This window comes from Nonomuraea diastatica (genome assembly GCF_004349015.1).
GTDB classification, from domain to species: domain Bacteria; phylum Actinomycetota; class Actinomycetes; order Streptosporangiales; family Streptosporangiaceae; genus Nonomuraea; species Nonomuraea diastatica.
The window spans coordinates 55,313-75,986 of sequence record NZ_SMKP01000020.1; the positions used below are offsets into that span (position 1 = coordinate 55,313).

Here is a 20,674-nt window from a genome sequence, read left to right on the forward strand (position 1 = left end):
CCCGCAGAGGATGTCATGGTCAGTTTGCCCAGGCTGAAGGCCAGGCGGGAAGCAGGAGAAGGACCTGCGCCTGCACTGACCCGCCGGCGGCCGCCCGCACCGCGGCGCCGCTGCACCAGCACACACGTCTGGATCTGGTTCTTCCTCACCCCGACCGTGGTGTTGTACGGCCTCTACACCGTCTACCCGATCTTTGCGAGCTACTGGTTCTCCTTCGTGGAGTGGAACGGCTTCGAGGCGGAGAAGACCTGGGTCGGCCTGCAGAACTACCGCGACGTGCTGGCCGACCCGCAGTTCTGGAACTCGTTCACGGTCACCGCGCTGTTCACGGTCGTCGCCGTCCCGGTGAAGGTGATCCTCTCCCTGCTGGTCGCCCTGCTGCTGAACTCGCCGAAGATGCCGCTGCGCAACCTGTTCCGGACGGCGTTCTTCCTGCCGGTGGTCACCACGACGGCGATCGTCGGCGTCGTGATGCAGTTCGTGTTCGATCCCACCGACGGCCCCATCAACCAGCTACTGCGCACGCTCGGCCTGGTGGACGAGGGCATCAACTTCCTCGGCGACTCCTCCCACTCGTTGTGGACCGTGGTCGGCGTCTTCGTGTGGAAGTGGTTCGGCGTGACGCTGATCTACTGGCTGGCCGCGCTCCAGACGATCCCCGACGACGTCTACCAGGCCGCCGCGCTCGACGGCGCCGGCCCCTGGTCGATGGTGCGGCACATCACGATGCCGCTGCTCAAGCCGTTCCGTGATCATCTCGCTGCTGACCCTGGAGAGCACGCTCAAGGTCTTCGACCTGGTGCTGACCATGACCAACGGCGGCCCCTTCTACAGCACCGAGGTCGTGGAGATCTACATCTACCGCTGGTCCTTCGCCGCCACCACGCCCCAGCTCGGCTTCGCCTCGGCGGCGGCCGTCATCTTCGGCCTGTTCGTGTGCGCGCTCGGGCTGCTGCAACTCGCCGGCATCCGTGCCGCACGCAAGGCAGGAGGCTTGATATGAGCACGGCACAGACGGCCACTGGCCGCCGCTGGTCGGTGGGCCACATCCGCCGCCGCCTCGTATGGTGGATCATGGCCGTGATCGTCGGCATCGGGGCGCTGCTCTGGGTGTACCCGTTCGTCTGGATGGTGTCGGCCTCGCTCAAGGACCAGCTCGAGGTCTTCAGCTCCGGGCTGAGCCTGCTGCCGGAGACCCCCATCTGGGAGAACTACTCCCGCGCCTGGACCGAAGCGAGCTTCGGCCAGTACCTGCTCAACACCGTCATCGTCACGGTCTGCACGGTCGTGCTCGTCGTCGTGCGCTGCGCGATGGCGGGCTACGTGATCGCGCGGTACAAGTTCGCCGGTAAGAAGGTCATCATGGTCGTCCTGGTCGCGACCCTGTTCGTGCCGATCGGCTACACCATCATCCCGGTCGTCGAGATCTCCCAGCGCCTCGGCCTGCTCAACTCCCTGTCCGGCATGGTCATCGCGCTGAGCGGTGCCGCCCACGTGGCCTCGATCCTGCTCTACATGGGTTATTTCCGCGGCGTCCCCAAGGAGCTCGAGGAGGCGGCCGTGATCGACGGCGCGGGATTCCTGTCCGTCTTCTTCCGCGTGATGCTTCCCCTCGCGATGCCCGTCACCGCCACGGTCACCCTGCTGACGTTCCTCGCCACCTGGAACGCCTTCTTCCTGCCGCTCGTCTTCACCTTCAGCCGGCCCGACCTGCGCACTCTCAGCGTCGGCATGCTGGCCTTCGTGGGCGAGAACTCCGTCGACTGGAGCGGCATGGCCGCCGCGGCCGTGATTTCGCTGCTCCCCGTCGTGATCCTCTTCGTGCTACTGCAACGCTACTTCGTCGAGGGAATGGCGGGCGCCGTGAAGTCGTGAGCGTCCCCGGCGATCGGGGAAGACCGCGTTTCTCGTATGATCACGGCGATGACGGACGAGCAGACACCTCCGGGTGCTCGCCGCGATCGGCCGCCTGGCCGGGACGGGCGGCCGACGGGCGGCCGGTTCGCCACCCACGACCTCGATCTCCGCGACGACGTCGTGGTCAAGCGCTACCGGTCGTGGGAGCGGCAGGAGCCCCTGCGGGAGTGGGAGGCGCTGACCGTGCTGGCCGTGCACGCGCCCGGTCTCGCTCCGGCGCCGGTCCTGGCCGCCCTGGACGCGGAGCCCCCCAGCGTGACGATGACCCGGCTGCCGGGCATCCCGCTGCGCGGCGATCGTACGACGGACGACCAGGTCGGAGCGCTGGCCGACGCCCTCGGCCGGTTGCGCGAAGCGCTGCCCGCCGCGGTCGTGTCGTCCATGCGGCCGGCCGTGTGGACTCCGGCCACGGCCGTGGCGAAGGCTCGGACGTGGGCCGCCGGGCAGCAGCCCGGTTCCGCGGCCGGCCCTGTCGTGCGGAAGGCGCACGCGCAAGGGACGGCCTGGCTGGCAGGCCCGGATCCTGACGAGTTGCTCATCGACCCGTTCCCTCCGGTCCTAGGGCAGGGTGACGGCAATCGCGCCAACTACCTGTGGGACGCGCACGACCGCCGGATCCGGCTCCTGGACTGGGAGGACTCCGGCCGCAGTGACCGCGCGTTCGAGCTGGGCGATCTCCTTGAGCACGTCTCACGGCTCGACGGCGACCTCGACGCGGCGCAGCTGCTGGACCGCATCGGGCTCACGCGGGCGGAGCGCGCCCGTGTGCTGGGCTTCCGGCGGCTGATCGCGTTCACCTGGTTTCTCCTGCTCGGGCCCGAAGGACCGTTCGCCGCGCGCAACCCGGCCGGGTCGTGGGAGCGGCAGGCCGGGCGGGTGCTGGAGTTGCTCGGCTGACCGCGGGGTGGCCGGCGCATGAGTGTTTTCTCATGTCGCAGCCGTGTACACCATGTGTTTGCCTTATTACCGTTTGTAGCTGACAGTGATCCTTCACAAGGAGGTTCCCCGTGCGTCCATCCCCTCGTAAGATCGCCGCCGTCGCGATGATCGCCGTCGCCGCCGGCATGACCCTGTCAGCTCCCGCCCACGCCGTCGTCGATCCCGCGAAGATCAACGTCCTGGAGTCGCTCACGAGGATCGACCCCATCGTGATGGCCAACTGCACCACCGGCGGCATCGCCGACCCCGTCGGCGCGGTGACCGTACCACCCGAAGTTCCACTCGTGGGCTGCCTCACACTCTGATCACCGGCGTCTCATCACGAGATGCCCCCGTCCGGCGATGGCCCGGCTCCGTCAGCGCACCGCCTGATCCGGCTCACGGACACCACGGCCGGGGAGCAAGGGGGTCGCCAGCGCCGCGGCGCAGAAGAAGGCGGCGTTGCACCAGAGGGTGGTCGCCGTCGCCGCGCCGAAGCCGCCGCCGGCCGACGAGAAGAAGATCATGCCGACGACTGCGATCCCCAGGGCGGTACCGAGCTGGATGGCGGTGTTGACCACCCCCGAGCCGGCGCCGGCGTCGCCCGTGGGCACTTCGCCGAGCGCAACGGCCGCCAGGATCGGCACGCACAGACCCATCCCCAGCCCGATCACCAGCTCGGCGGCCACGACGTGCGGCCAGGACAGCTCCGCGCCCAGCACCGTCACCGAGATGATCATCAGGAGCACGCCCGCTGCCATGACCGCCGCCCCGGCGCCGACGAGCCCGCGCCCCGTGCGGCGCAGTGCGAACCGCGTGGTTGCGATGATCCCGACCGGCCAGGCGAGCGTCACCAGCGCCACGTGCAGCGGCGGCCAGCCCAGCCCCGACTGCAGGTGGTAGGTCAGCATCAGGAAGAACGAGGTCACGCCGGAGAACACCAGCAACGCGACGACAAGCCCGGCCACGAACGACCGGTGCGCGAACAGGGCCGGCGGCACCAGCGCGGATCCGTCCAGGCGATGGCGCCACCGCTGGTGGGCCGCGAACCCGGGCACGGCCAGCACCGCACCCGCCATGACCGCGAACATCCAGCCCGGCCACCCGTCTTCCCTGCCCTGCACCAGCGGATACATCACGCCTGACGCGATCAGGCCCACCAGCAGCGCCCCCACGAGGTCCAGCCGCGGCCGGTGCGGAGAGCGTGTCCCCGGCACGACGCGCCGGGCCAGCCAGAACGTGACCACCCCGACGGGCACGTTGATGAGGAAGATCGCCCGCCAGCCGAGGCCGGCCAGGTTGTACTCGGTGAGCAGCCCGCCCAGCAGCGGCCCGCTCACGCTGCCCGCGCTCAGCACCGCGCCCAGCGCCGCGAACGCCCTGGCCCGCTCGTGCGGCTCGAACATCGCCACGATGACCGATGCAGACTCTGCGCCTGCGCGCGGAATGACCCGCGCGCTCTCCGGTCACCGCCCGCTCGCGCGTCGGCGAAGACCCCGGCTCCGCCCTGGCCGGGCCGGCGCCGTCCGGACGTCCCGGCCGCCCGGGCGCTGCCGTCACAGGGTGGGGCCGCCCGGTGACCGCATCCATGGGCCGGGCGCCTGGGCGAGCAGGTACGCCTCCAACGCCCACCGCGCGTCGGCCAGCGCGGAGTGCCGCTCGATGCCCTGCGGCGGTTCGGCGCCCACCGCGGCCAGCAGCCGGTCGGCATCCCAGGGAGCGCGCGTCACCTCCAGCGGCGGTCCGGCGAGCTCCGCCACCAGCTCCGCCGCCGGTTTCCCGAGCCGTTCAGCGGCGGCCGCCAGCGCCGCATGCCAGCCGTGAATGAATCCGCGGACATGAACCTCTGCGCAAATGACATGGTAGTGATAGGAGGGTCGCAGATTGTATTCACATAAAAGCGCCCTGAGGAACATGTCGTCAAACCCGGGGACGATGCCCACGATATGCCTGCCCTGCAGCAACGCGGCGATCTCGGTCGCCGCCTCCCGCCGGGAAGTCCGCCGCCATGATCCGTCGGCCCCCAAGGTGGCGACGCCCCACCTCCGCAGGAGGGGATGGCGCCGGCGCGAGAAGTTGCTCATAGCCAGGAACTCCGGGTCGGCGACCGCCTCCGGCCAGAACTCCCAGACCCGCTCCAGCCTTGCCCCTTCGTGGGGAATGACGATGGCGTACTCCCACAAGGTGTCGGGGGTTTTCGCCAAGAAGGGGTCACGGCCGGTGGTCTCACCATCGACACCCGCAATTCCCTCGAACCCATCGAAGGTGGGATCAACAGCCATCGGTTCCGTCCTTCATGGCGACTTTATGAATTTCCTCGACCAGCCGGCCCGTCGTCACCCTGTCCGAGCCCTCGCCGAACGCGGCGTTCACCGCCGACAGCGCTCGTTCCCGCCGCTCGATCAACGAGGTGACCGTGTCGGCCTCCAGCCCGCTGCCGCCCTGCCGGATGCTCTCGATCGCGAGCCGGAGCACCTGGAAGCTCGACGCGCGCAACATCAGCAGCGCGGAGGTGGCCACGCGCAGGAGATCCGGCCGGTCACGACCCGTCCTGACCACATTGCGGATCAGCTGGTACACCTGGTCCAGCCCGTTCCACCAATCCAGCCCCACCTGCCACGCCCGAGCCACGCGCGGATCGGCGTAGTCCCAGGAATAGGCCATCATGTTGGGATCCATCGTGGTCAGCATCGGTGCGAGGCGGCGGCTGCGCGCCATCGGCGAGTCGACCTGGATCCGCAGTTTCCCGAACGGCGCGCCCGCGTGCCGCCACAACCCGCTGGAGAGCATCAGGTCAACGCTTTCCGCCAGTTCCTCCAGCGTGACGAGAGGGTCGAAGAGGATCAGCCCGATCTCCACGTCGAAACCGCGGCGGACCAGGCGCCGCACCGCGCTGATCGAATGGTCGGCAGTGGCCCGCTTGCCGAAACGCCGGATCTGTGACCCGGACAACGTCTCCACACCGAGGTACACCTGGCGAAGACCCGAGTCGTACAAGTCGGCCAGCTCCGCTTCCGAGGTCGTCATCCCCTGTCGATCCCCCTTGCGTCCCATCAGGGTGTCCACCCGCATCGAGACCGTGTAGGTGAACGGTCCGTGGTCCCGTACGAGTGCGGCAATCCCGGTGCCGGGCTGGAAGTCCTCGTCGGTGAAGGTGAAGCGGCGCACCCCCATCGCGGCCAGCGCCGACAGGTCGGCGGCGATCCGTTCCCGCGCGGTGGCGCTCCACTGGTCGGCCCGTCCCGGCGGCCGCGTGCAGAAGGTGCACCGGCCGAACTGGCAGCCGCGGCTGGCCTCGACCCGGCGGAAATAGTCGCCTCCCACCCGCAGCGGAGGCGGGTACACCGGCTGGCCGTCCGGCCGTGCGGGGGTACGCACGAGTTCTCCGCGCTCCATGAACACGACGTCGGCGAGCCGATGCCGCGGCTGCCCGGACAGGTAGGCACGGAGCGCGTTCTCACCCCAGCCGCGGATGATCAGCACGTCCGGGTCGACGCCGAGGAAACGTTCCGGCAGATGGGTCGGCAGGGCATGCCCCAGCAGGACCTCGGGGTGGCCCCGTGCCGACCGTAGCGCGCGCAGCACTTCGATGATCTCCAGTGCGGTGTCGTACGTGCCCTGGGGTACGGACAAACCGACCAGTTCGTGCCGTTCGCGGCGGACAAAGGCCACGAAGTCGCTCACCGCCCGTGGGTCGGTCACCGGATTGACCGTACGGACCTCGACCTCCGTCAGGTCCTGGACCGCGGAGGCCAGCGTGGCCACGGAGAGGGGCTCGGCATCGGCAGGCTGTAGTGAGCTGTACAGCTGAACGAGCAGGAGCCTCCGGGACGAGGCGGTCACGAGCGTGCCTTGTTCAGCGAGATGTGCGGCTTGTTCATATGACAGCTGAACAGGCAGCCAGGACAACGATCCTGTTTGATCTCCTCACGAACCGCCCGCATCTCGGGGGCTCGCCAGATCTGCACCAGATCGAACCCCGGTTGCGCGAGTGAGGCCACGGCCGGCATGGACCAGCACGGACGCAGGTTGAGGTCTTGGTCGATCACGACATCGGTGTAGGCCACCGTGCATCGTTCCGGATGGAAGGTTCGGTCGCGGAAGAAGCGGGGAATTTGCTGGAGGAAGTCCGGCCGGCTGTTGATGGGGAGCGTGCCGTCCCGCGCCCCGCGGACGAGTTCGGCGATGATTCCGTCCAGCCGGGCCAGATCGGGCTCGGCCGGCCACAAATGGGTCAGGATATGGTCGTCGAGGCCGGTGCCGGCGAAGTGGACTGGCTGGTACTGAACAGTGATCCCCAGCCGGCGGGCGTAGTCGGCGAGGGGGATCAGGTCGTCGAGGTTGGCTCTGGTGATGGTGACGTAGAGCGACACCCGTGGCCTGGTCCGCTCGTCACCCGCCAGGATCTCGATGGTCCGACGCACGCGAGTGGCCTTCAGCCCTCGGATGGCCATGAGCCGGTCAGGAACCAGGCTGTCGATGGAGATGCCTATCTTCGTGATGCCCAGGCCGACGAGGGCTCTCACGTGGTCCCGGGTGATCAGCGAGCCGTTGGAGATCACCCGGATCTCGAACCCGCACCCGAGCGCCGCTTCCAGCACGGCGGGGAGGTCACGGCGTAAGAACGGCTCTCCGCCGCTGACCACCAGATCGCCGACGCCCAGGCGGCGTAACTCCCCGAACAGGTAGGTCAGCTGCTCCAGCGGCGGGTCGAGACGCGGGTCACGGGGCGCGGTCCAGTCGGCGCAATATCCGCAACCGGCGTTGCACCGTTTGACGACGTTGACGTAGGCGGTGCGTGGTGGCAGCAGAGGTTCGCCACGGCTGAAGGACTCCAGCAAGAGGTCCGCATCCGGTGGAGTCATGACCACCTCCCGGGGTGTCAGCCGGGGTTCACGTCGACCATCGTGGACTGCTCGGGGTAGAAGGCCGGCGTGGTCGCCGTCACGTATTTCAGGTTGCCCTCGACGTACCAGCGCTTGCCGGCCAGCACCGTGGCCACGTCCTGGGCGCCGAGCTTGAACTCCTCGCCCTCGATCCAGATCGTGCCGGCGCCGTCGATGATGTAGATCGCGAACGTGCAGTCCTCTTCCAGGAAAGCCTTGCCCGGCTCGCCGGGCCGGCGGCCGTTGACCTCCATATAGGAAATGCGAAGCGCATGGGACTGGTTTGGATACTCGTAGATGACGCCCTTTTCATCGGGACGCACCACGAACGCGTCGCTTCTTGAGTATTTCGGCGATTCCACGGGAATACCCTCCATTATTCGAAGAGCGCGTAGCCGTCGATGCCCGGCGATCGAACCGTATCACCCACCGGGGCCGCTAAGAAGAGACAACGACCGCAGAACCCGCTCAACACACTTGGTCGCCGGGCTCGTCGACCGGACCACGGTGACGGTGTTCGCCGACGTGTCGAAGCGGAGGTGCTCGATTGCACCATCCTGTCTCAATGGATCGGTTTCGGCGGATCGAAGGCGATAGTACAGCATACGATCACCCTGGTTTTCCGGGCCCGGCACGCCGAGCCGACGACGTGTCCGAAACGCGATGTCAGAGACTTGCGCCTGACACTCCACAACAACGGCGACGAGCCGGGAATGTTCTGCGACACGATATGCGGCCGCCCGATATGCCGATCGGAGAAAAGAAGCGTCCAGCACCGCACCAGACTCCGTCACCCCGCGTAAGAGCCTCTCGTAGACCTCGTCCCGCATTTCCTGCCGGTAGAGCTCGCCGGAGGCGAACCCCATCGCGGCCCGCAGGTCGTGGCTGGCGTGCAGCGGCAGATCGAGCTGCCTGGCAAGGGCTCGCGCCGTCGTGGTCTTGCCCGTCGCCTGCTGACCGAACATGAGGACCAGGAGCTCGCCCGGCATCAGTGCTCCGAAAGATCGAGCAGCTCGAGCATCTGCTCGACACCCTCCTTCGCGCCGCCGTCCGGTCTGGCGCCGAGCTTGGCGAGATCGAGGGCACGTTTGCGATGCCGCTGCAACTCGGCGCCGAACCCGTCGAGCAGTTCGCCGGCCTGCCCGCGGGTCAGGTCAGGGCTGGTCGCCATCGCCGAATAGAGCGCCACCATGTGGGACTTCGCGATCGACCACTGCGGATGGCCCGGTTCGAGGGCGTGCCGGAGCGCCTGTTCCCAGATCGAATAGAACGGGAGCAGCGAGACGTCGTCACGGGAGCGGCTGCCGTTGACGCTGAAGTGCACAAAGTCATGGTCGACGATTCTGGAGAGGCTGCCGGGCGATGAGCCGCTGCGCAGTTCCCCGTTCGTGACCCACAGCTCATCCGGGGTCAGCTCACCAGACGGCCGATCCATCAAAGCGATATGAAGGGATTTTAGCGACTCGTTCCCACCGCCGAAGTCCTTGGCGAACGCCAGCACGGGCACCACCGCGTCCTGCAGACCGACCACGGCCTCCAGAGCCGACAACACCGAGTTGCTCACCACGCTCAGGGACTCGCCGACCACGCGCGGCGCGAACGGCTGCAACACGCCCGACAGGGTCTCCGCGATGTTGATCATGGATGAGATCAAATTCTCCCGCACCACTTTGTAGAGCACGATGCGGATCCGGATCGGGCTTCCCAGGTACGGCAGGGGACCCGCCGTGCGGATGTCGCGGATGATCGCGTTGGCCCCCACCTGCATGCCCGCCGACTCGAACAGGGCCGGCCCGACGACGTACGGGATGCTGATGTGCTTACTCCCGTAGACGCAGTCCACAGCGATCAGCACCATCGGGTCGTATCTGGTGAACCATTCGCGGCCCGACGCGAGTTGTAACTGGTTCACGCGCACTTCGAAGTAGCCCTCCCCGGGCTTGAACCACGCCGCCTCCCCGCCACCGTCCAGGTTGTGATCGTCCGGGACGGCGGAGTAGGAACGGGTGTCGACGCGTCCGGTCCGGGCCCTGCCCAGCAGATCACCGATGCGCTGCGGCAAGGGGCGCTTCATCCCTCGGCTCCGCCCGGTTTGGTGGCCCCGATGACCAGGTTGTTGGCCGTGAAGTGGAAACGCGTCAGCTCGGGTCGGCGCCGGTCCCGGGACATGCTGGTCTCGGCGAAGCCGGACAGCACGAGGGAGGCCGCCAGCACGGCCTGCACGTAGGACTGGATGGGCCGGTGATGATGGGTGAGCCGGGCGGGCGGATCGAGCCCGACCAGGGTTTTGACGTAGCTGAACTCCTCGACGTAGCGGCGTCGTGGCCGGTAGACCGGCTGCCCGTCCTCGCTGCGCCACTCACCTGTGGCGTCGAAGAACGTGGGGTGAACGACAGAGAAGACGAGCCGGCCGCCCGGTTTGAGAACCCGTGCCGCCTCCGCTATGGCGTGGCCTATGTCGTCGACGTCCATCAGCACCATGTTGCAGACGATCAGCTCGAAGGTGCTGGAATCGTAGGGCAGCTTCCCGCAGATGTCGCCTTGGCGGAAGCTGACGGGCAGGTCTCCGGAGAGGGCGCGCGCGATCCGCAACATCTCCCCCGCGCCGTCGATGGCCTCCACAACGGCACCCGCCCGCGCGAGGTGACGGGAGAGATATCCCTCACCGCAGCCCAGGTCGAGAACCCGCTTGCCGGCGGGATCGCCGGCCATGTCGAGGACCGCGTCGGTGACGATGTCGGTGAAGGCCCGACCCGAAATGTTCTCCTCGTCGTTCAGCCAGGCGGCATAGCGCTCGGCGATCGAACCCCATTCAAGAATCTCACGTCGAGCCATTCGGTGGTTCCTTCCGCTGCAGTTCTGCCAATCGTGTGACGATTTCGTGCAGAGCGGGCACCACCGCCTCGTAGTGCGCCGCGAGCTCTTTCCTTCCCAGATCACGGAAGACTCCGTGCGCCGCCTCCGCGTACGCCAGCCCGCTCTGCAGGTGGGCGAGCCCTTCCGCGAGGTGGATGATGGCCGCGCTGTCGGCGAGTTGCCCCTTGGACGTGAGCTGCCCGTACCGCTGCACGAAGCCCTCCAGTTCCGCTATCGACCCGAAAGCGTCGTTCTTCCTGCCCAAGAAGTACAGGGCGGCGGGCCGCCAGCCGTAGACCAGCGCCATGGTGCGCCGATCTCCCGCCGACTCCGATATTTCCATTGCCTGGTCGAAGTAACGTTGCGCGTCCTCCCAGCGCCCCTGCCGGGCATTGAAGGCGCCCATCCACCACAGCGTGCCCGCTTTGCGCCAGCGCTCTCCGATGCTCTCGATGAATTCGAGGTCCTCCTCGAAGTACTGCTGCGCGGCGGCGTCGCGCCGGATGGCGGCCGCGGCCGCCCGGCAGAACAAGAACGTCTCATACAGCTGAGGCGGGATCCGGTCCAGGTGCTCGAACATCTCGAGCACGAGCGTCAGTTGCTCGCGCATGGCGTCGGCGTCGAACCGGTCCATGTAGGCCAGAGCCGCGTCCAGCGCCACCTTCGCGACCGCCTCCCAGTCGCCGGTCTTCCTTCCCGACACTCCGATGCTCTGGGCGATCTCGAACAGTTCGGCCCAGAGCCCGTGCACCCATACGAATGAGCTGTACTCGACGCACAGCTTGACGTAATCCTTGTCAGCCCCTTCGGCGTCCTCGTCGGCCCCCTCAGTCTGCAGGGCTCGGATCAGTGCCCGGATGTTGTGGACCTCTTGCCAGAACGGCTCCGTCTCGGGAGTGGAGTCCTGTTTGGGGTTGTATTTCTTGAGAAACCGGAGGTAGTAGGCCACCTGCCGCGTTCGCGGCTCAGCCAGACCGGCCACGTCGCCGACGAGTTTCAGGATGAGCCGCTTGATCACGGGCAGCATGCGCAGCCGCTCGCCCGTCTGCTCCAGCAGGTTCATGCCGAGCAGCGTCGCGATGCACTCATCGCGCACGTGCGGCGAGTCGAGCGCGGCGACCTCGCCGAAGGCCTCCCTCGACATGGATCCGGCGAACACCGACGCGCTTATGAGGCTCTGGTATGCGTCGGGGTTACGCATCCGCAGCGACTCCACCGAGGTGCCGAAACAGTAAGCGGCCAGGTCGTCGGTGCCGCTGGCCAGCTTGGCCAGCACGGAGTCAGGAGCATGCCCGGCGGCCAGGTGGCCCACCACCCACTTGATGATGAGCGGGAGCGCGTTGCTCGCCGCCGCCAACCGCTCGTTCTGATCGCGGCTCTGCTGGATCCCTCTCCTGCTCAGCTCCAGCTCCAGCAACCTGATCGCCTCGGACTCCCCCATCGGTCCGAGCCGGATGTGATCGGAGCACTCGACGAACTCGCGCGACGTCAGCAGCACCCGTGTCGGGGCGGGCAACTCGCTGACGAACTCGAGCACCCGATGATCGTCCACCGTCTCGAAATTGTCGATGACGATGAGCACGGGCTGGTCGACCATCGCCAGCCGGAGCCTTTCGACCTGTTCGGGCACCGGGAGCCGCAGCAGCTCCGAACGTCCCATCGTCAGGGCCGTGCTCTGGAGCACGTCCTCCAGCGCGTTGACGTGCGAGTGCGGCTGAACGCCTGCCCTGGTGAGCACCTGCGTCTGCGCGCTCACCCAGATCACGGTGTCGAACGCGGGCTTGGGCGCCTCGATCACGCGGTGCACGATTTCCAGCGCGAGCGTGCTCTTGCCCGAACCCGCCGGTCCGAACACCCCGATGACCGGGCAACTGGAGTCCGGCGGAAGCAGGTTGCTCAGCTGGCGTAGCTCCCGGTCACGGCCCACGAAGGTGGTGTAGTCGCGCTGCCGCAGGTTGTGCCGGACGCGCGGAGCCTGGGAAACGACCAGGTCGTCCGGCCCGGTCTCAGGCGCCGGAGGGTGCTCGGCCGCCCCCGACAGCAGGAGGTTCGCCACGCCGAACCACGGGCGGGTGAAGCCGAACTCGCGCCCCAGCCCTCTCCTGGCCAGCTGGACGGCGTACTCGATGGTGGCGCCCGTCCTCGTCAGCTCACGGTAGAACTCGTTGGAGAAGGCCACGGCGACCTCGTTGGAGATCGGGGCGCTCATCCCGACGACGCGGAGTGGCCCCTTGGCCGCCATGGCGTCCGTGACGCTCACGTGCTGTTCGCCATCGGATGCTTCGCCGCGAGGGCGGGCCGCGCTGTCACACGTGTGCAGCAGGACCAGCTCGGGCTGCCAGCGGTCGAAGACCGTCGCCAGCTGGTCCGCGGTGTGCCAGTGGGTGCTGTCGCCCCGGTGCGACAGGGCGATCTCGCCCTGGCCATCGCGGACGCGCCCGTGAGCGATGAGATGCAGGATGTGCGGCCGGTCTCTGACCAGCGCCTGGTCGAGGTCCCGCAGCTCGCAGTCCTCCAGCGGTTCCAGCACTTCGTAGTGCCTGGTGTTGAGCAGCTGATGGATCTCGCCGACCTGGATCGGCCCCTCCTGCTGGGATCCGGACGCGACCAGGATCTTGGGCCGGTCGGGCAACTGGTCCGCGGGCCTTCCGCCCACGGCCCGCGCGACGTGCCGGGCGAGGACGAAATCAGCGTGCGTGGCGAGCCAGCGGTCGCGGAAACGCAGGAATTCCCAGGGGAACGGCGCCAGCTTCACGTCCAGCCGCAGCCGAACCCGCAACACTGAATGATTCCGCCTGGCGAGCTGCCACGCGGTGGCGAAATGCTCCGCCACCCGCCCGGGGAACGCCAGCCGCTCCATCGCGTCGCCCAAACGTTTGGGCGAGCCGCCGGCAGTGAACACGTTCGCGGCCAAGGGCTCGATCGCGAGCAGGTCGGCATCCACCCACTGACCGCTCGCCTCGTGCCCGTCGGCGGATCGAGAGTGCACGCCGTGGACCGCGTCGAGCCGGAGTTCGAACTCGCTGAACCGCTGGGCCATCTCACCTCCCGAGAATGACCCCGTTCAATCCCGCCAGAATGACATCGGCACGAACCGTTCAAGCGTAACCTCGTCCGCTGCTTCACGTGCGATGACCTGGGAGGATCATCAGGCAGGGCAGCGAAGCCAGGAGCTCATGGGGCTGCGGCCGGGCGAGGAGGACATCATCAAGCACCCCGTGCCGCATCTCCCGGAAAGCATCTATTAACCATAATGTTATTATATTCCGGATGCAATACGCGATCGATTCCCTCGATGCCCTCTTAACGTTGTCATTTTCTCCTGGCCCCGTCAGGCATTTCTTCCCGCAAGGTCAGGCCAGGCGCGGATGAGCCCGGGTGGGCGGCGCTCACGCGGGCGGTCCCGCCCGCTCGGTCCCTCAGAGGGCGGTCAGGCCGGCACCCATCAGGACGAGGCTCACCACGCCAGCTGCCGCGCGGAGCGTGTTCCACGCGGTCCACCTGCTCGCGTAATCCTTCCACGGCATGGTTCCCGCTTCGAAGGCGTTGTTCATCGGTACGTTGATCGCCACCGTGACGAGGAACGAACCGACGAAGTTCACTGCGGCGGCGGCGAAGAACCAGAAGGCGGCGGGAGCGTCCGCGAGCAATCCGGCCACCAGCGCCGCCAGCGGCGATCCCAGGAACACGAGGTAGAGCCAGGGGTTGAGGATCTTACGGTTGATGCTGCGCATGGCCGCCTCCGCCTGGGCGGGGTCGATGGCGTTCAGGCCCGGCATGACGGACATGGAGAAGGTGTAGAACAGGCCCGCGAGGGCGCCGTGCAGCGCGAGTGCGACAAGGGACAGTGCCAACATGAGCTCATAGTGACGCCCGCGGCATGAGACGGTCCATGCATCGGGCGCTCGATCGCATACGCGAGCGTCCACGGCGTCACGGTCGCGGCCACCGGCACCGCCGCCCGAGCAGGAGGACCGAGTCCATCCGGCCGGGCCGGACGACCGAGTCCATCCGCCGCCGGGCGTGCGCGGCCATCTTGAACCGGCCAGCCCCGAGGTCTCGAATCTGCCGACGATGTGACCCCGGCTTCACGGCCCGTCCGGTCAGGTGGGTGCGTCCGGTGTGGTCATGGGGCGTTCAGGGCCGCGTCGATGACCGCGCCGTTGCGGTTCAGCCACGCCTCGCGCCGCTTGATCCGGTCGCCGACGCCCTCCTCCCACATGCGCGCCCAGCCGCCGCCGTGCTCCACCGCCATCTGCCGCATCGTGAACCACGACCGGCGCGACCGCAGCACGGCCACCTCGACGAGCCGTGCGCGATCGGCCTCCGACATGCCGTAGGCGTCGGCGAGGATGCGGCAGCGGCGCAGCGCGTCCACGTCCCGCAGCGGCGGGTCGGCGTCGACAGGGTCCATCAGCGGCGCCCAGTACAACATCGTGTTGCACATCTCGTCGACCCTGGTGACCGGCTTGGCGAGGTCGAAGTCGATCAGTGCCACCGCACGGCCGTCGCGGAAGACCACGTTGTCCGGGGTGTAGTCCATGTGGCCGACCACCTCGGGCGGGTGGGGCGGCAGGGCCGGCATGTCGGGTTGTTCGGTGAACCCGGGAACGGGCCCCACCCCTTCGGGCACGACGAAACCCGCGGCGGCGTCGTCATAGGCGCGCACGAGACGCCCGACGGAGGCCAGCCGCTCCTCGTCGGCGATCCACTCCGGGCGCGGCCGCCCGGCGACCTCGCCGGGGACGAAGGTCAGCACCTCGCGACCGGCCGCGTCGATGCCGAGGAAACGCGGCGCACCCGCGAATCCGACCTCCTCCAGATGGCGCAGCAGCGCGTGGACGAGCGGGGCGTTGGACCCCACCGGGCGGCGCACGGTGTCACCGACGCGTACGACCCCTTCGGTGACGTCACCGCCGGCGAGCGGGATCTCGGCGTGCGGTTCGGATGGGTCGACATACGTTGAGGCGTTCATCACGGTACTCACTCTCTCAGAGCCCGGGCTTCGGACCTGGGGGAGGAAGGCGGACCCGCCGCGTAGCGGCACAAGGTCCGACGGATCGCTGCCAAGACGGTACGTTGCCCCGAAAACGATGTCGCACAGGTGTACGAACTGGTGGCGTCATGTTCGCCCGGCGGCGAGAATCGAGCCGCCGGGTCTACCGCCGGGCTGGCGGGAGGCGAAGCCTGTGGAGGCCACGTAAGACCGTTGGGCAACCCCCTGCCCCTCGCCTTGACCGGGACGGGTGTCGCCAGTCAAGCAGGAAGATCCAACCCGCGAGGGGTGGCATCCCCGGGCTTCAGCCGTGGGGGGAGGTCAGCACCCCTCAGGATAGAGGCGACAGCGCCTGAACCACCGCGCGGTGAGCGCCGCAGCGAGCCCCGCCCGGTCAGCAGCGGACCGGTCAGCGCAGCGGGGCGGACGGCGCCACGGGCCGGACGGCGCTGCCTGGCGGACCGGTCAGCGCAGCGGGTCGAACTCGTGCAGGACGGCGGGCTGCTTGCCGGTGGTGATCTGCTCGGCCAGCAGCCGGCCCGTGATCGGGCCATGGGTCAGGCCCCACATGCCGTGCCCGCCGGCCACGTAGATCCCCCGCTTGGCGGTCGCGCCGACCAGCGGGCGTCCGTCGGGGGTGACCGGCCGCGGGCCCACCCAGACGTCGGTGCGCTCGTCCCAGCGCACGCCGTCCAGCAGCGGGCGGGCGGAGGCGATGATCGCCTCCGTCCGGGCGGGGGCGCCCGGCGCGTCGGGGTCGCGGAACTCCATGGTTCCCGCCACACGCAACCCCCCCTGGTACGGCGTGCACGCCACCCGCACGTCCGGCAGGTAGATCGGGCCGGGCACGGGACGGTCGACCGGCACGGTGAAGGAGTAGCCCCGGCCGGCCTGCACGGGGACGCGCACCCCCCAACGGGAGGCCAGGCGCGGCAGCCACGCGCCGGTGGCCACCACCACCGCGTCGGCCGACACGGACGTGCCGTGGCGCGAGCTGACGGTGAGCTTGCTGTTCTCGTCGCGCACGTCGGCGACCTCGAAGGCGTACAAGGTAGCTCCGCGGGCCATGACCGCCCTGCTCAGGGCGTGGACGAAGCCGCCGGGGTCGACGTATCGCTGCCCGTCGATCCGCACGCCCGCCCGCAGGGCAGCGGAGGCGAGCGGCACGTGCTCGGCGAGCCGGGCGCCGTCCAGGACGGCGTGGTCGACGGGCTGTCCCGCGTCGGCCATCCGGCGCAGCTCGCGCAGCAGGCTCTCGGCCTGGTGCGGGGTGCGGAAGGCCGCGGTGATGGGCGCGTCGACGACGGGGGCGTCCACGCCGTTGGCGGTGAGCACCTCGTACGCCTCGATGCACTCCTCGTTCAGCGGCAGGTTCGCGTGCACCGCCCGCGTCCACGACGACCACCGGGAGTTGGCGGCGAACCGGGCCAGGAACGCCCAGAGCTTCGGATCGACGGTGGCCGGGACGTGCAGCGGCGCGGCCGGGTTCACCAGCGATCTGAGGCCGTAACGCAGGACGGAGGGCTCGTTCAGCGGGATGGCCAGGCCGGGCGCGACCCATCCCGCGTTGCCCCAGGACGCTCCGGCCGCCACGCCGCCGCGATCGACCACGTGGACCTCGACGCCGCGTTCCTGCAGGAACCACGCGGTCGACAGGCCGACGATGCCGGCGCCCACCACGATCGCCGATCGCGGCGGGTTGGTGATGCGCTCGTTGCCGGTCATGGCATGCCTCCGTACTGGACAAATGATGCTCTTTCTCCCAGGATCGCGCGCGCGGGACCGTCCAGCGTTGTGCGGAGCCGACAATCGCACCGGCCGGATTGTCCGGTCCTCACAACGGCCGGTCGTCCTCCAGGGCCGCCAGCGTGATGATCATGGCCAGGCGCTGGCGGGCGTCGTCCAGGTCGAGCGGGGTGATCTGAGCGATCTTGCGCAGCCGGTTGCGCACGGTGTTGGGGTGGACGCCGAGCCGTTCCGCGGCGACGGCGGGATCGCCCTGGGCCTCCAGCCACGCCCGCAGCGTGGCCATGTAGTGGGTGCCGTGGCGGGCGTCGTGCCGGCGCAGCGCGCCGACCGGCCCGCGGGCGGGGGTGCGGCCGGTGCGCGCGGCGGCCCGCAGCCGCCGCAGCAGGATGTCGTCCCAGGACTCGTCGTACGCCGGCGGCGCGGCCTGACGGGGGCCCGTCTCGTGCAGCGCCAGGCACTCGTCCGCCTCCTGCCGGCTGGCCGGCAGCTCGGCCGCCCTGGCCGGCGCCCCGATCCCGGCGAGGAGCCTCACCTGCGCGGGCAGGGCGGACCCCAGCGCGGACACCCAGGCCCGCGCCGCGTCGGCCTCCTCGCCGGGCAGGATCGTGTAGAGCGTGTTGCCCAGCAGCGTGCTGCGTCCGGGCCGCGACCAGCCGAAGCCGGTGGTGGCCCGTTCGAACGCCAGCAGCAGCGCGGCGTGCCGCTCGTTCTCGGTGTGCGCGCGGACGGCGATGACGCGCAGCGTCTCGCCGGCCAGCCCCAGCTGGCTGAGCACCGTCGCGGCGTCGGCGCTGCCCTCCAGCAGCCGGATGGCCAGGTCGGACTCCACCTGCCGCTCCAGGTCGGCACTCGCCCGCTGGCGCAGCAGGTGCAGCGCCACCGTGCGCGCCCCGTCGGTCAGTGCGCCGAGCCGCGCCCCGGTCAGCGGGCTGCCGCAGGTCACCCAGACCGAGCCGAGCACCTCGCGGCCCGCCCGCACGGCCACCGCCATCCGGCCGGTCAGCCCGTGATCCGGATCCTGCTCGACGAACACCGGCTCGTCGGACGCGGTCAGCCGGTCGAACACCCCCCGGGACTGGAACAACGCGCGCAGCCGGTCGGGAACCTGCCGCACCAGGATCGTCTCCAGCCGGGCCGGGTCGCCCGCCTGCTGGGAGCGTGAGTACGCCAGCACCCGCGACAGCCGGTCCTCGATGGTGACCGCGCCGCCGACCACGTCGGCCAGGCTGTCGGCCAGCGCGAACAGGTCCGTCGGCCCGCGACCCGCCTCCGTCTCCCGCCCTTCCAGGACGAGCCCGTACACCACGCCGGCGAGCTGGCTCCACGACACGGCGGGGTCGACCAGCATCACCGCCACGCCCTCGCTCTCGCCGGCCGAGGACGCCGCGCGGGCGGCCTCGGCGCCGGCGCGCACCAGCACCACCGTGGCCCGCGCCGACACCGCCCACCGGACCGCCTCGGCCGCCGACGGGGCGCCGACCGCCAGCAGCACGTCACCCTGGACGCGCTCGTCGGTGGGGTCCGGCATCGCCACGCTGCGCAGCTGGACCGAGCGTGTCTCGGGCCGCCCGCACAGCCGCACCCCGTATCCGCCCAGCACGTTGACCAGGCGATCGAGTCGGATCACGGGCTTACCCTGCCCCGGCGATCAGCGGCCACGCGCGGCGATGCCGGAGGCCAGCGCGGGCCGCAGGCACAGCCGCATCAGGCCGCGTACGGTGGCGTCCTGCGGCTCGGACGGCGTGCTGACCGGCATGCGCAGGGCGGTGTCCAGGCGGTTCAGCAACCGCGCCTGCAGGGCGCCGCCCCCGGTCACCGTCAGGCCGTTGCCGCGCGCGGCGGCGCGAAGCTGGGCGGGCAGGCGGCGCAGCAGCGCGGCCGTCATGTCGACGACGCCGTCCAGCACGTACGGCAGCAGCCCCGCTCCGGTCGTGGCGCCCAGCTGGATGGCCATGGCGTCGCTGATGGCGCCGTCGCGGATGGCGACGGCCTCGACGATGCCCGCGCCCACGTCGAGCAGCAGGAACGGCCGCGAGCCTGTGACGTCCAGGCCGACGCCGACGGCCGCGGCCAGGGGCTCCTCCACCAGCGTCACCCCGCACCCGGCGGCCTCGGAGACCGCGGTGCGCACCGCCCGCCGGTCGCTGGGCGACGCGGCCACGGGCACGCCGACCACCACCTGCTCCATCGAGCGGTCACCCGCCGTCTGGACGTCCCGCAACACGAGGCGTACGAGGCGCAGGCACGCGCCCGGGTCGGCGACCATCCCGTGCCGGATCGGGCGCACCGGATCGGCGGCGCCGGCGATGGGCGGGGCGGCGACGACGGCCGAGGGGCGGTCGGCGATGGCGGCCCCGCTCGACGTCAGCGCTCTGGTGCGCGCGGTGCCCAGATCGAGCGCCACCCGGCCGTGGCGGGTGCGCTGGAGGGTACGGGCTGGTTCGAGCTCGGCCATGGCGGTGTTCGGCTCCTTGCTTGACGCGAGAAGGAAGGAAGGAAAGGGGCGTGTCCCGCGTGGGGACGGCCGCGCCGGCGGGCAGCCGGGCACGCACGGCCGGGCCACGCGGCGCGGCAGTGCGTGGCAGCGGGGAAGGACCGGCTAGATCGGCGGCGGGCTGCGTGACCCCGCGGGGCGGTGCCCGAACTGCTGGGGGTCTCCAACGGCGGCCGAGCCGTGCGGCGGGGGCAGCAGCGCGAGATGGGCGGCGTCGCCCTGCCGCGCGCCGGCCTGCGCCGGCACAAGGTGTTCGCGGCCGATGAAGAGCTGGGGCGGCAGGCCCGTCAGCCGGTGGTCCGTGGTGCCGGGGCTCCACGTCGTCGCCTCCTGGGTGACGGGGTCACCGGCGGTGTGCCGGACGCTGGACGCGCCGGCCACCAGCGAGCACACCAGGACCAGGCTCAGCACGATGAGCCTGCGTGGGGTGTTCCACGGTCCCGTCACACGGCCGACCATAGCCCAACTGAGACAATGGCGGCATGCAGAAAGTCTCGCTCGCGGCCCTGGCCCGTCAGCAAACCGATCTGGCGGCCGGCGCCGGTGGCGGTCACACCGCCGACACCGTGTACGGCGGGCACGAGAAGGTGTTGCGCCAGACGGTCATCGGCATGAAGCAGGGCGCGTGCCTCGCCGAGCACGAGAACCCGGGGGAGGCCACGGTGCAGGTGCTGCACGGCCGGGTGCGCATGGTGGCCGGTGCGGAGTCGTGGGAGGCGCGCACCGGAGACCTGCTCATCGTGCCCGACGCCCGCCACAGTCTCGAGGCGCTGGAGGACTCCGCGGTCCTGCTGACCGTCGCCAAGTTGCGCTGACCTCGGCGCGCCCGATCCGCTGTCACAGGTGGGAGCCCGCCGG

At 69.7% G+C, this 20,674-nt stretch carries 19 protein-coding genes; 4 read left to right on the forward strand and 15 right to left on the reverse strand.

Features of this window, described 5'->3' with window-relative positions:
- The first annotated feature begins 15 nt into the window (after positions 1-15).
- From E1294_RS54405 to E1294_RS09850, 3 genes are all read left to right on the forward strand, one after another.
- Entirely contained in the window at positions 16-1,875 is a 1,860-nt protein-coding gene (locus E1294_RS54405) for an ABC transporter permease (RefSeq protein ID WP_220447645.1), read from the forward strand.
- 48 nt (positions 1,876-1,923) lie between these two features.
- A complete protein-coding gene (locus E1294_RS09845) occupies positions 1,924-2,814 on the forward strand; it encodes an aminoglycoside phosphotransferase family protein (protein ID WP_165977198.1) in 891 nt (296 codons plus the stop codon).
- A 110-nt stretch (positions 2,815-2,924) separates the two neighbouring features.
- Complete coding sequence (locus E1294_RS09850) at positions 2,925-3,161, forward strand: hypothetical protein (RefSeq protein ID WP_132507022.1); 237 nt, start codon at positions 2,925-2,927, stop codon at positions 3,159-3,161.
- A gap of 51 nt (positions 3,162-3,212) precedes the next feature.
- Here E1294_RS09850 and E1294_RS09855 read toward each other — a convergent pair whose 3' ends face one another.
- The 15 genes from E1294_RS09855 to E1294_RS09925 all read right to left on the reverse strand — a co-directional run bounded on the left by E1294_RS09855 (position 3,213) and on the right by E1294_RS09925 (position 20,263).
- Positions 3,213-4,247 (reverse strand): MFS transporter, encoded by a 1,035-nt coding sequence (locus tag E1294_RS09855; RefSeq protein WP_281284400.1) that lies wholly within the window; start codon positions 4,245-4,247, stop codon positions 3,213-3,215.
- Between the two features lie 144 nt (positions 4,248-4,391).
- On the reverse strand, positions 4,392-5,117 hold the full coding sequence (locus E1294_RS09860; protein ID WP_132507026.1) for a hypothetical protein: 726 nt from the start codon (positions 5,115-5,117) through the stop codon (positions 4,392-4,394).
- Positions 5,107-6,678: a B12-binding domain-containing radical SAM protein gene (locus E1294_RS09865; RefSeq protein WP_281284401.1), complete on the reverse strand. Its 1,572-nt coding sequence runs from the start codon at positions 6,676-6,678 to the stop codon at positions 5,107-5,109. The genes E1294_RS09860 and E1294_RS09865 overlap by 11 nt, the downstream gene beginning before the upstream one ends.
- On the reverse strand, positions 6,675-7,700 hold the full coding sequence (locus E1294_RS09870) for a radical SAM protein (RefSeq protein ID WP_132507030.1): 1,026 nt from the start codon (positions 7,698-7,700) through the stop codon (positions 6,675-6,677). The genes E1294_RS09865 and E1294_RS09870 overlap by 4 nt, the downstream gene beginning before the upstream one ends.
- A 17-nt stretch (positions 7,701-7,717) precedes the next feature.
- Positions 7,718-7,975 (reverse strand): cupin domain-containing protein, encoded by a 258-nt coding sequence (locus E1294_RS09875; protein ID WP_220447646.1) that lies wholly within the window; start codon positions 7,973-7,975, stop codon positions 7,718-7,720.
- 168 nt (positions 7,976-8,143) lie between these two features.
- On the reverse strand, positions 8,144-8,710 hold the full coding sequence (locus E1294_RS09880; RefSeq protein WP_132507034.1) for an AAA family ATPase: 567 nt from the start codon (positions 8,708-8,710) through the stop codon (positions 8,144-8,146).
- Positions 8,710-9,639 carry a hypothetical protein gene (locus tag E1294_RS09885; protein ID WP_132507036.1) on the reverse strand — a complete coding sequence of 310 codons (930 nt, stop codon included), beginning with the start codon at positions 9,637-9,639 and terminating at the stop codon, positions 8,710-8,712. Before E1294_RS09885 ends, E1294_RS09880 begins: the two co-directional genes overlap by 1 nt.
- Before the next feature lie 152 nt (positions 9,640-9,791).
- Positions 9,792-10,556, reverse strand: a complete 765-nt coding sequence (locus tag E1294_RS09890) for a class I SAM-dependent methyltransferase (protein ID WP_132507038.1) — start codon at positions 10,554-10,556, stop codon at positions 9,792-9,794.
- Positions 10,543-13,617, reverse strand: a complete 3,075-nt coding sequence (locus E1294_RS09895) for a CHAT domain-containing protein (protein ID WP_132507040.1) — start codon at positions 13,615-13,617, stop codon at positions 10,543-10,545. The genes E1294_RS09890 and E1294_RS09895 overlap by 14 nt, the downstream gene beginning before the upstream one ends.
- Positions 13,618-13,996: 379 nt before the next feature.
- On the reverse strand, positions 13,997-14,434 hold the full coding sequence (locus tag E1294_RS09900; RefSeq protein WP_132507042.1) for an anthrone oxygenase family protein: 438 nt from the start codon (positions 14,432-14,434) through the stop codon (positions 13,997-13,999).
- A gap of 269 nt (positions 14,435-14,703) precedes the next feature.
- Positions 14,704-15,552 (reverse strand): phosphotransferase, encoded by an 849-nt coding sequence (locus E1294_RS09905; protein ID WP_132507044.1) that lies wholly within the window; start codon positions 15,550-15,552, stop codon positions 14,704-14,706.
- A gap of 486 nt (positions 15,553-16,038) precedes the next feature.
- The gene (locus E1294_RS09910) at positions 16,039-17,298 is read right to left on the reverse strand and encodes an NAD(P)/FAD-dependent oxidoreductase (RefSeq protein ID WP_132507046.1); all 1,260 of its coding nucleotides are present in this window, start codon (positions 17,296-17,298) and stop codon (positions 16,039-16,041) included.
- 109 nt (positions 17,299-17,407) lie between these two features.
- Positions 17,408-18,949, reverse strand: coding sequence for a PucR family transcriptional regulator (locus tag E1294_RS09915; protein ID WP_132507048.1), 1,542 nt, complete (start codon positions 18,947-18,949; stop codon positions 17,408-17,410).
- 21 nt (positions 18,950-18,970) lie between these two features.
- Entirely contained in the window at positions 18,971-19,777 is an 807-nt protein-coding gene (locus E1294_RS09920) for a rod shape-determining protein (protein WP_132507050.1), read from the reverse strand.
- A gap of 144 nt (positions 19,778-19,921) precedes the next feature.
- The gene (locus tag E1294_RS09925; protein ID WP_132507052.1) at positions 19,922-20,263 is read right to left on the reverse strand and encodes a hypothetical protein; all 342 of its coding nucleotides are present in this window, start codon (positions 20,261-20,263) and stop codon (positions 19,922-19,924) included.
- Positions 20,264-20,298: 35 nt separating this feature from the next.
- Here E1294_RS09925 and E1294_RS09930 point away from each other — a divergent pair, with 35 nt between their 5' ends.
- Positions 20,299-20,631 carry a cupin domain-containing protein gene (locus E1294_RS09930; RefSeq protein ID WP_132507054.1) on the forward strand — a complete coding sequence of 111 codons (333 nt, stop codon included), beginning with the start codon at positions 20,299-20,301 and terminating at the stop codon, positions 20,629-20,631.
- The last annotated feature ends 43 nt before the right edge of the window (positions 20,632-20,674 follow it).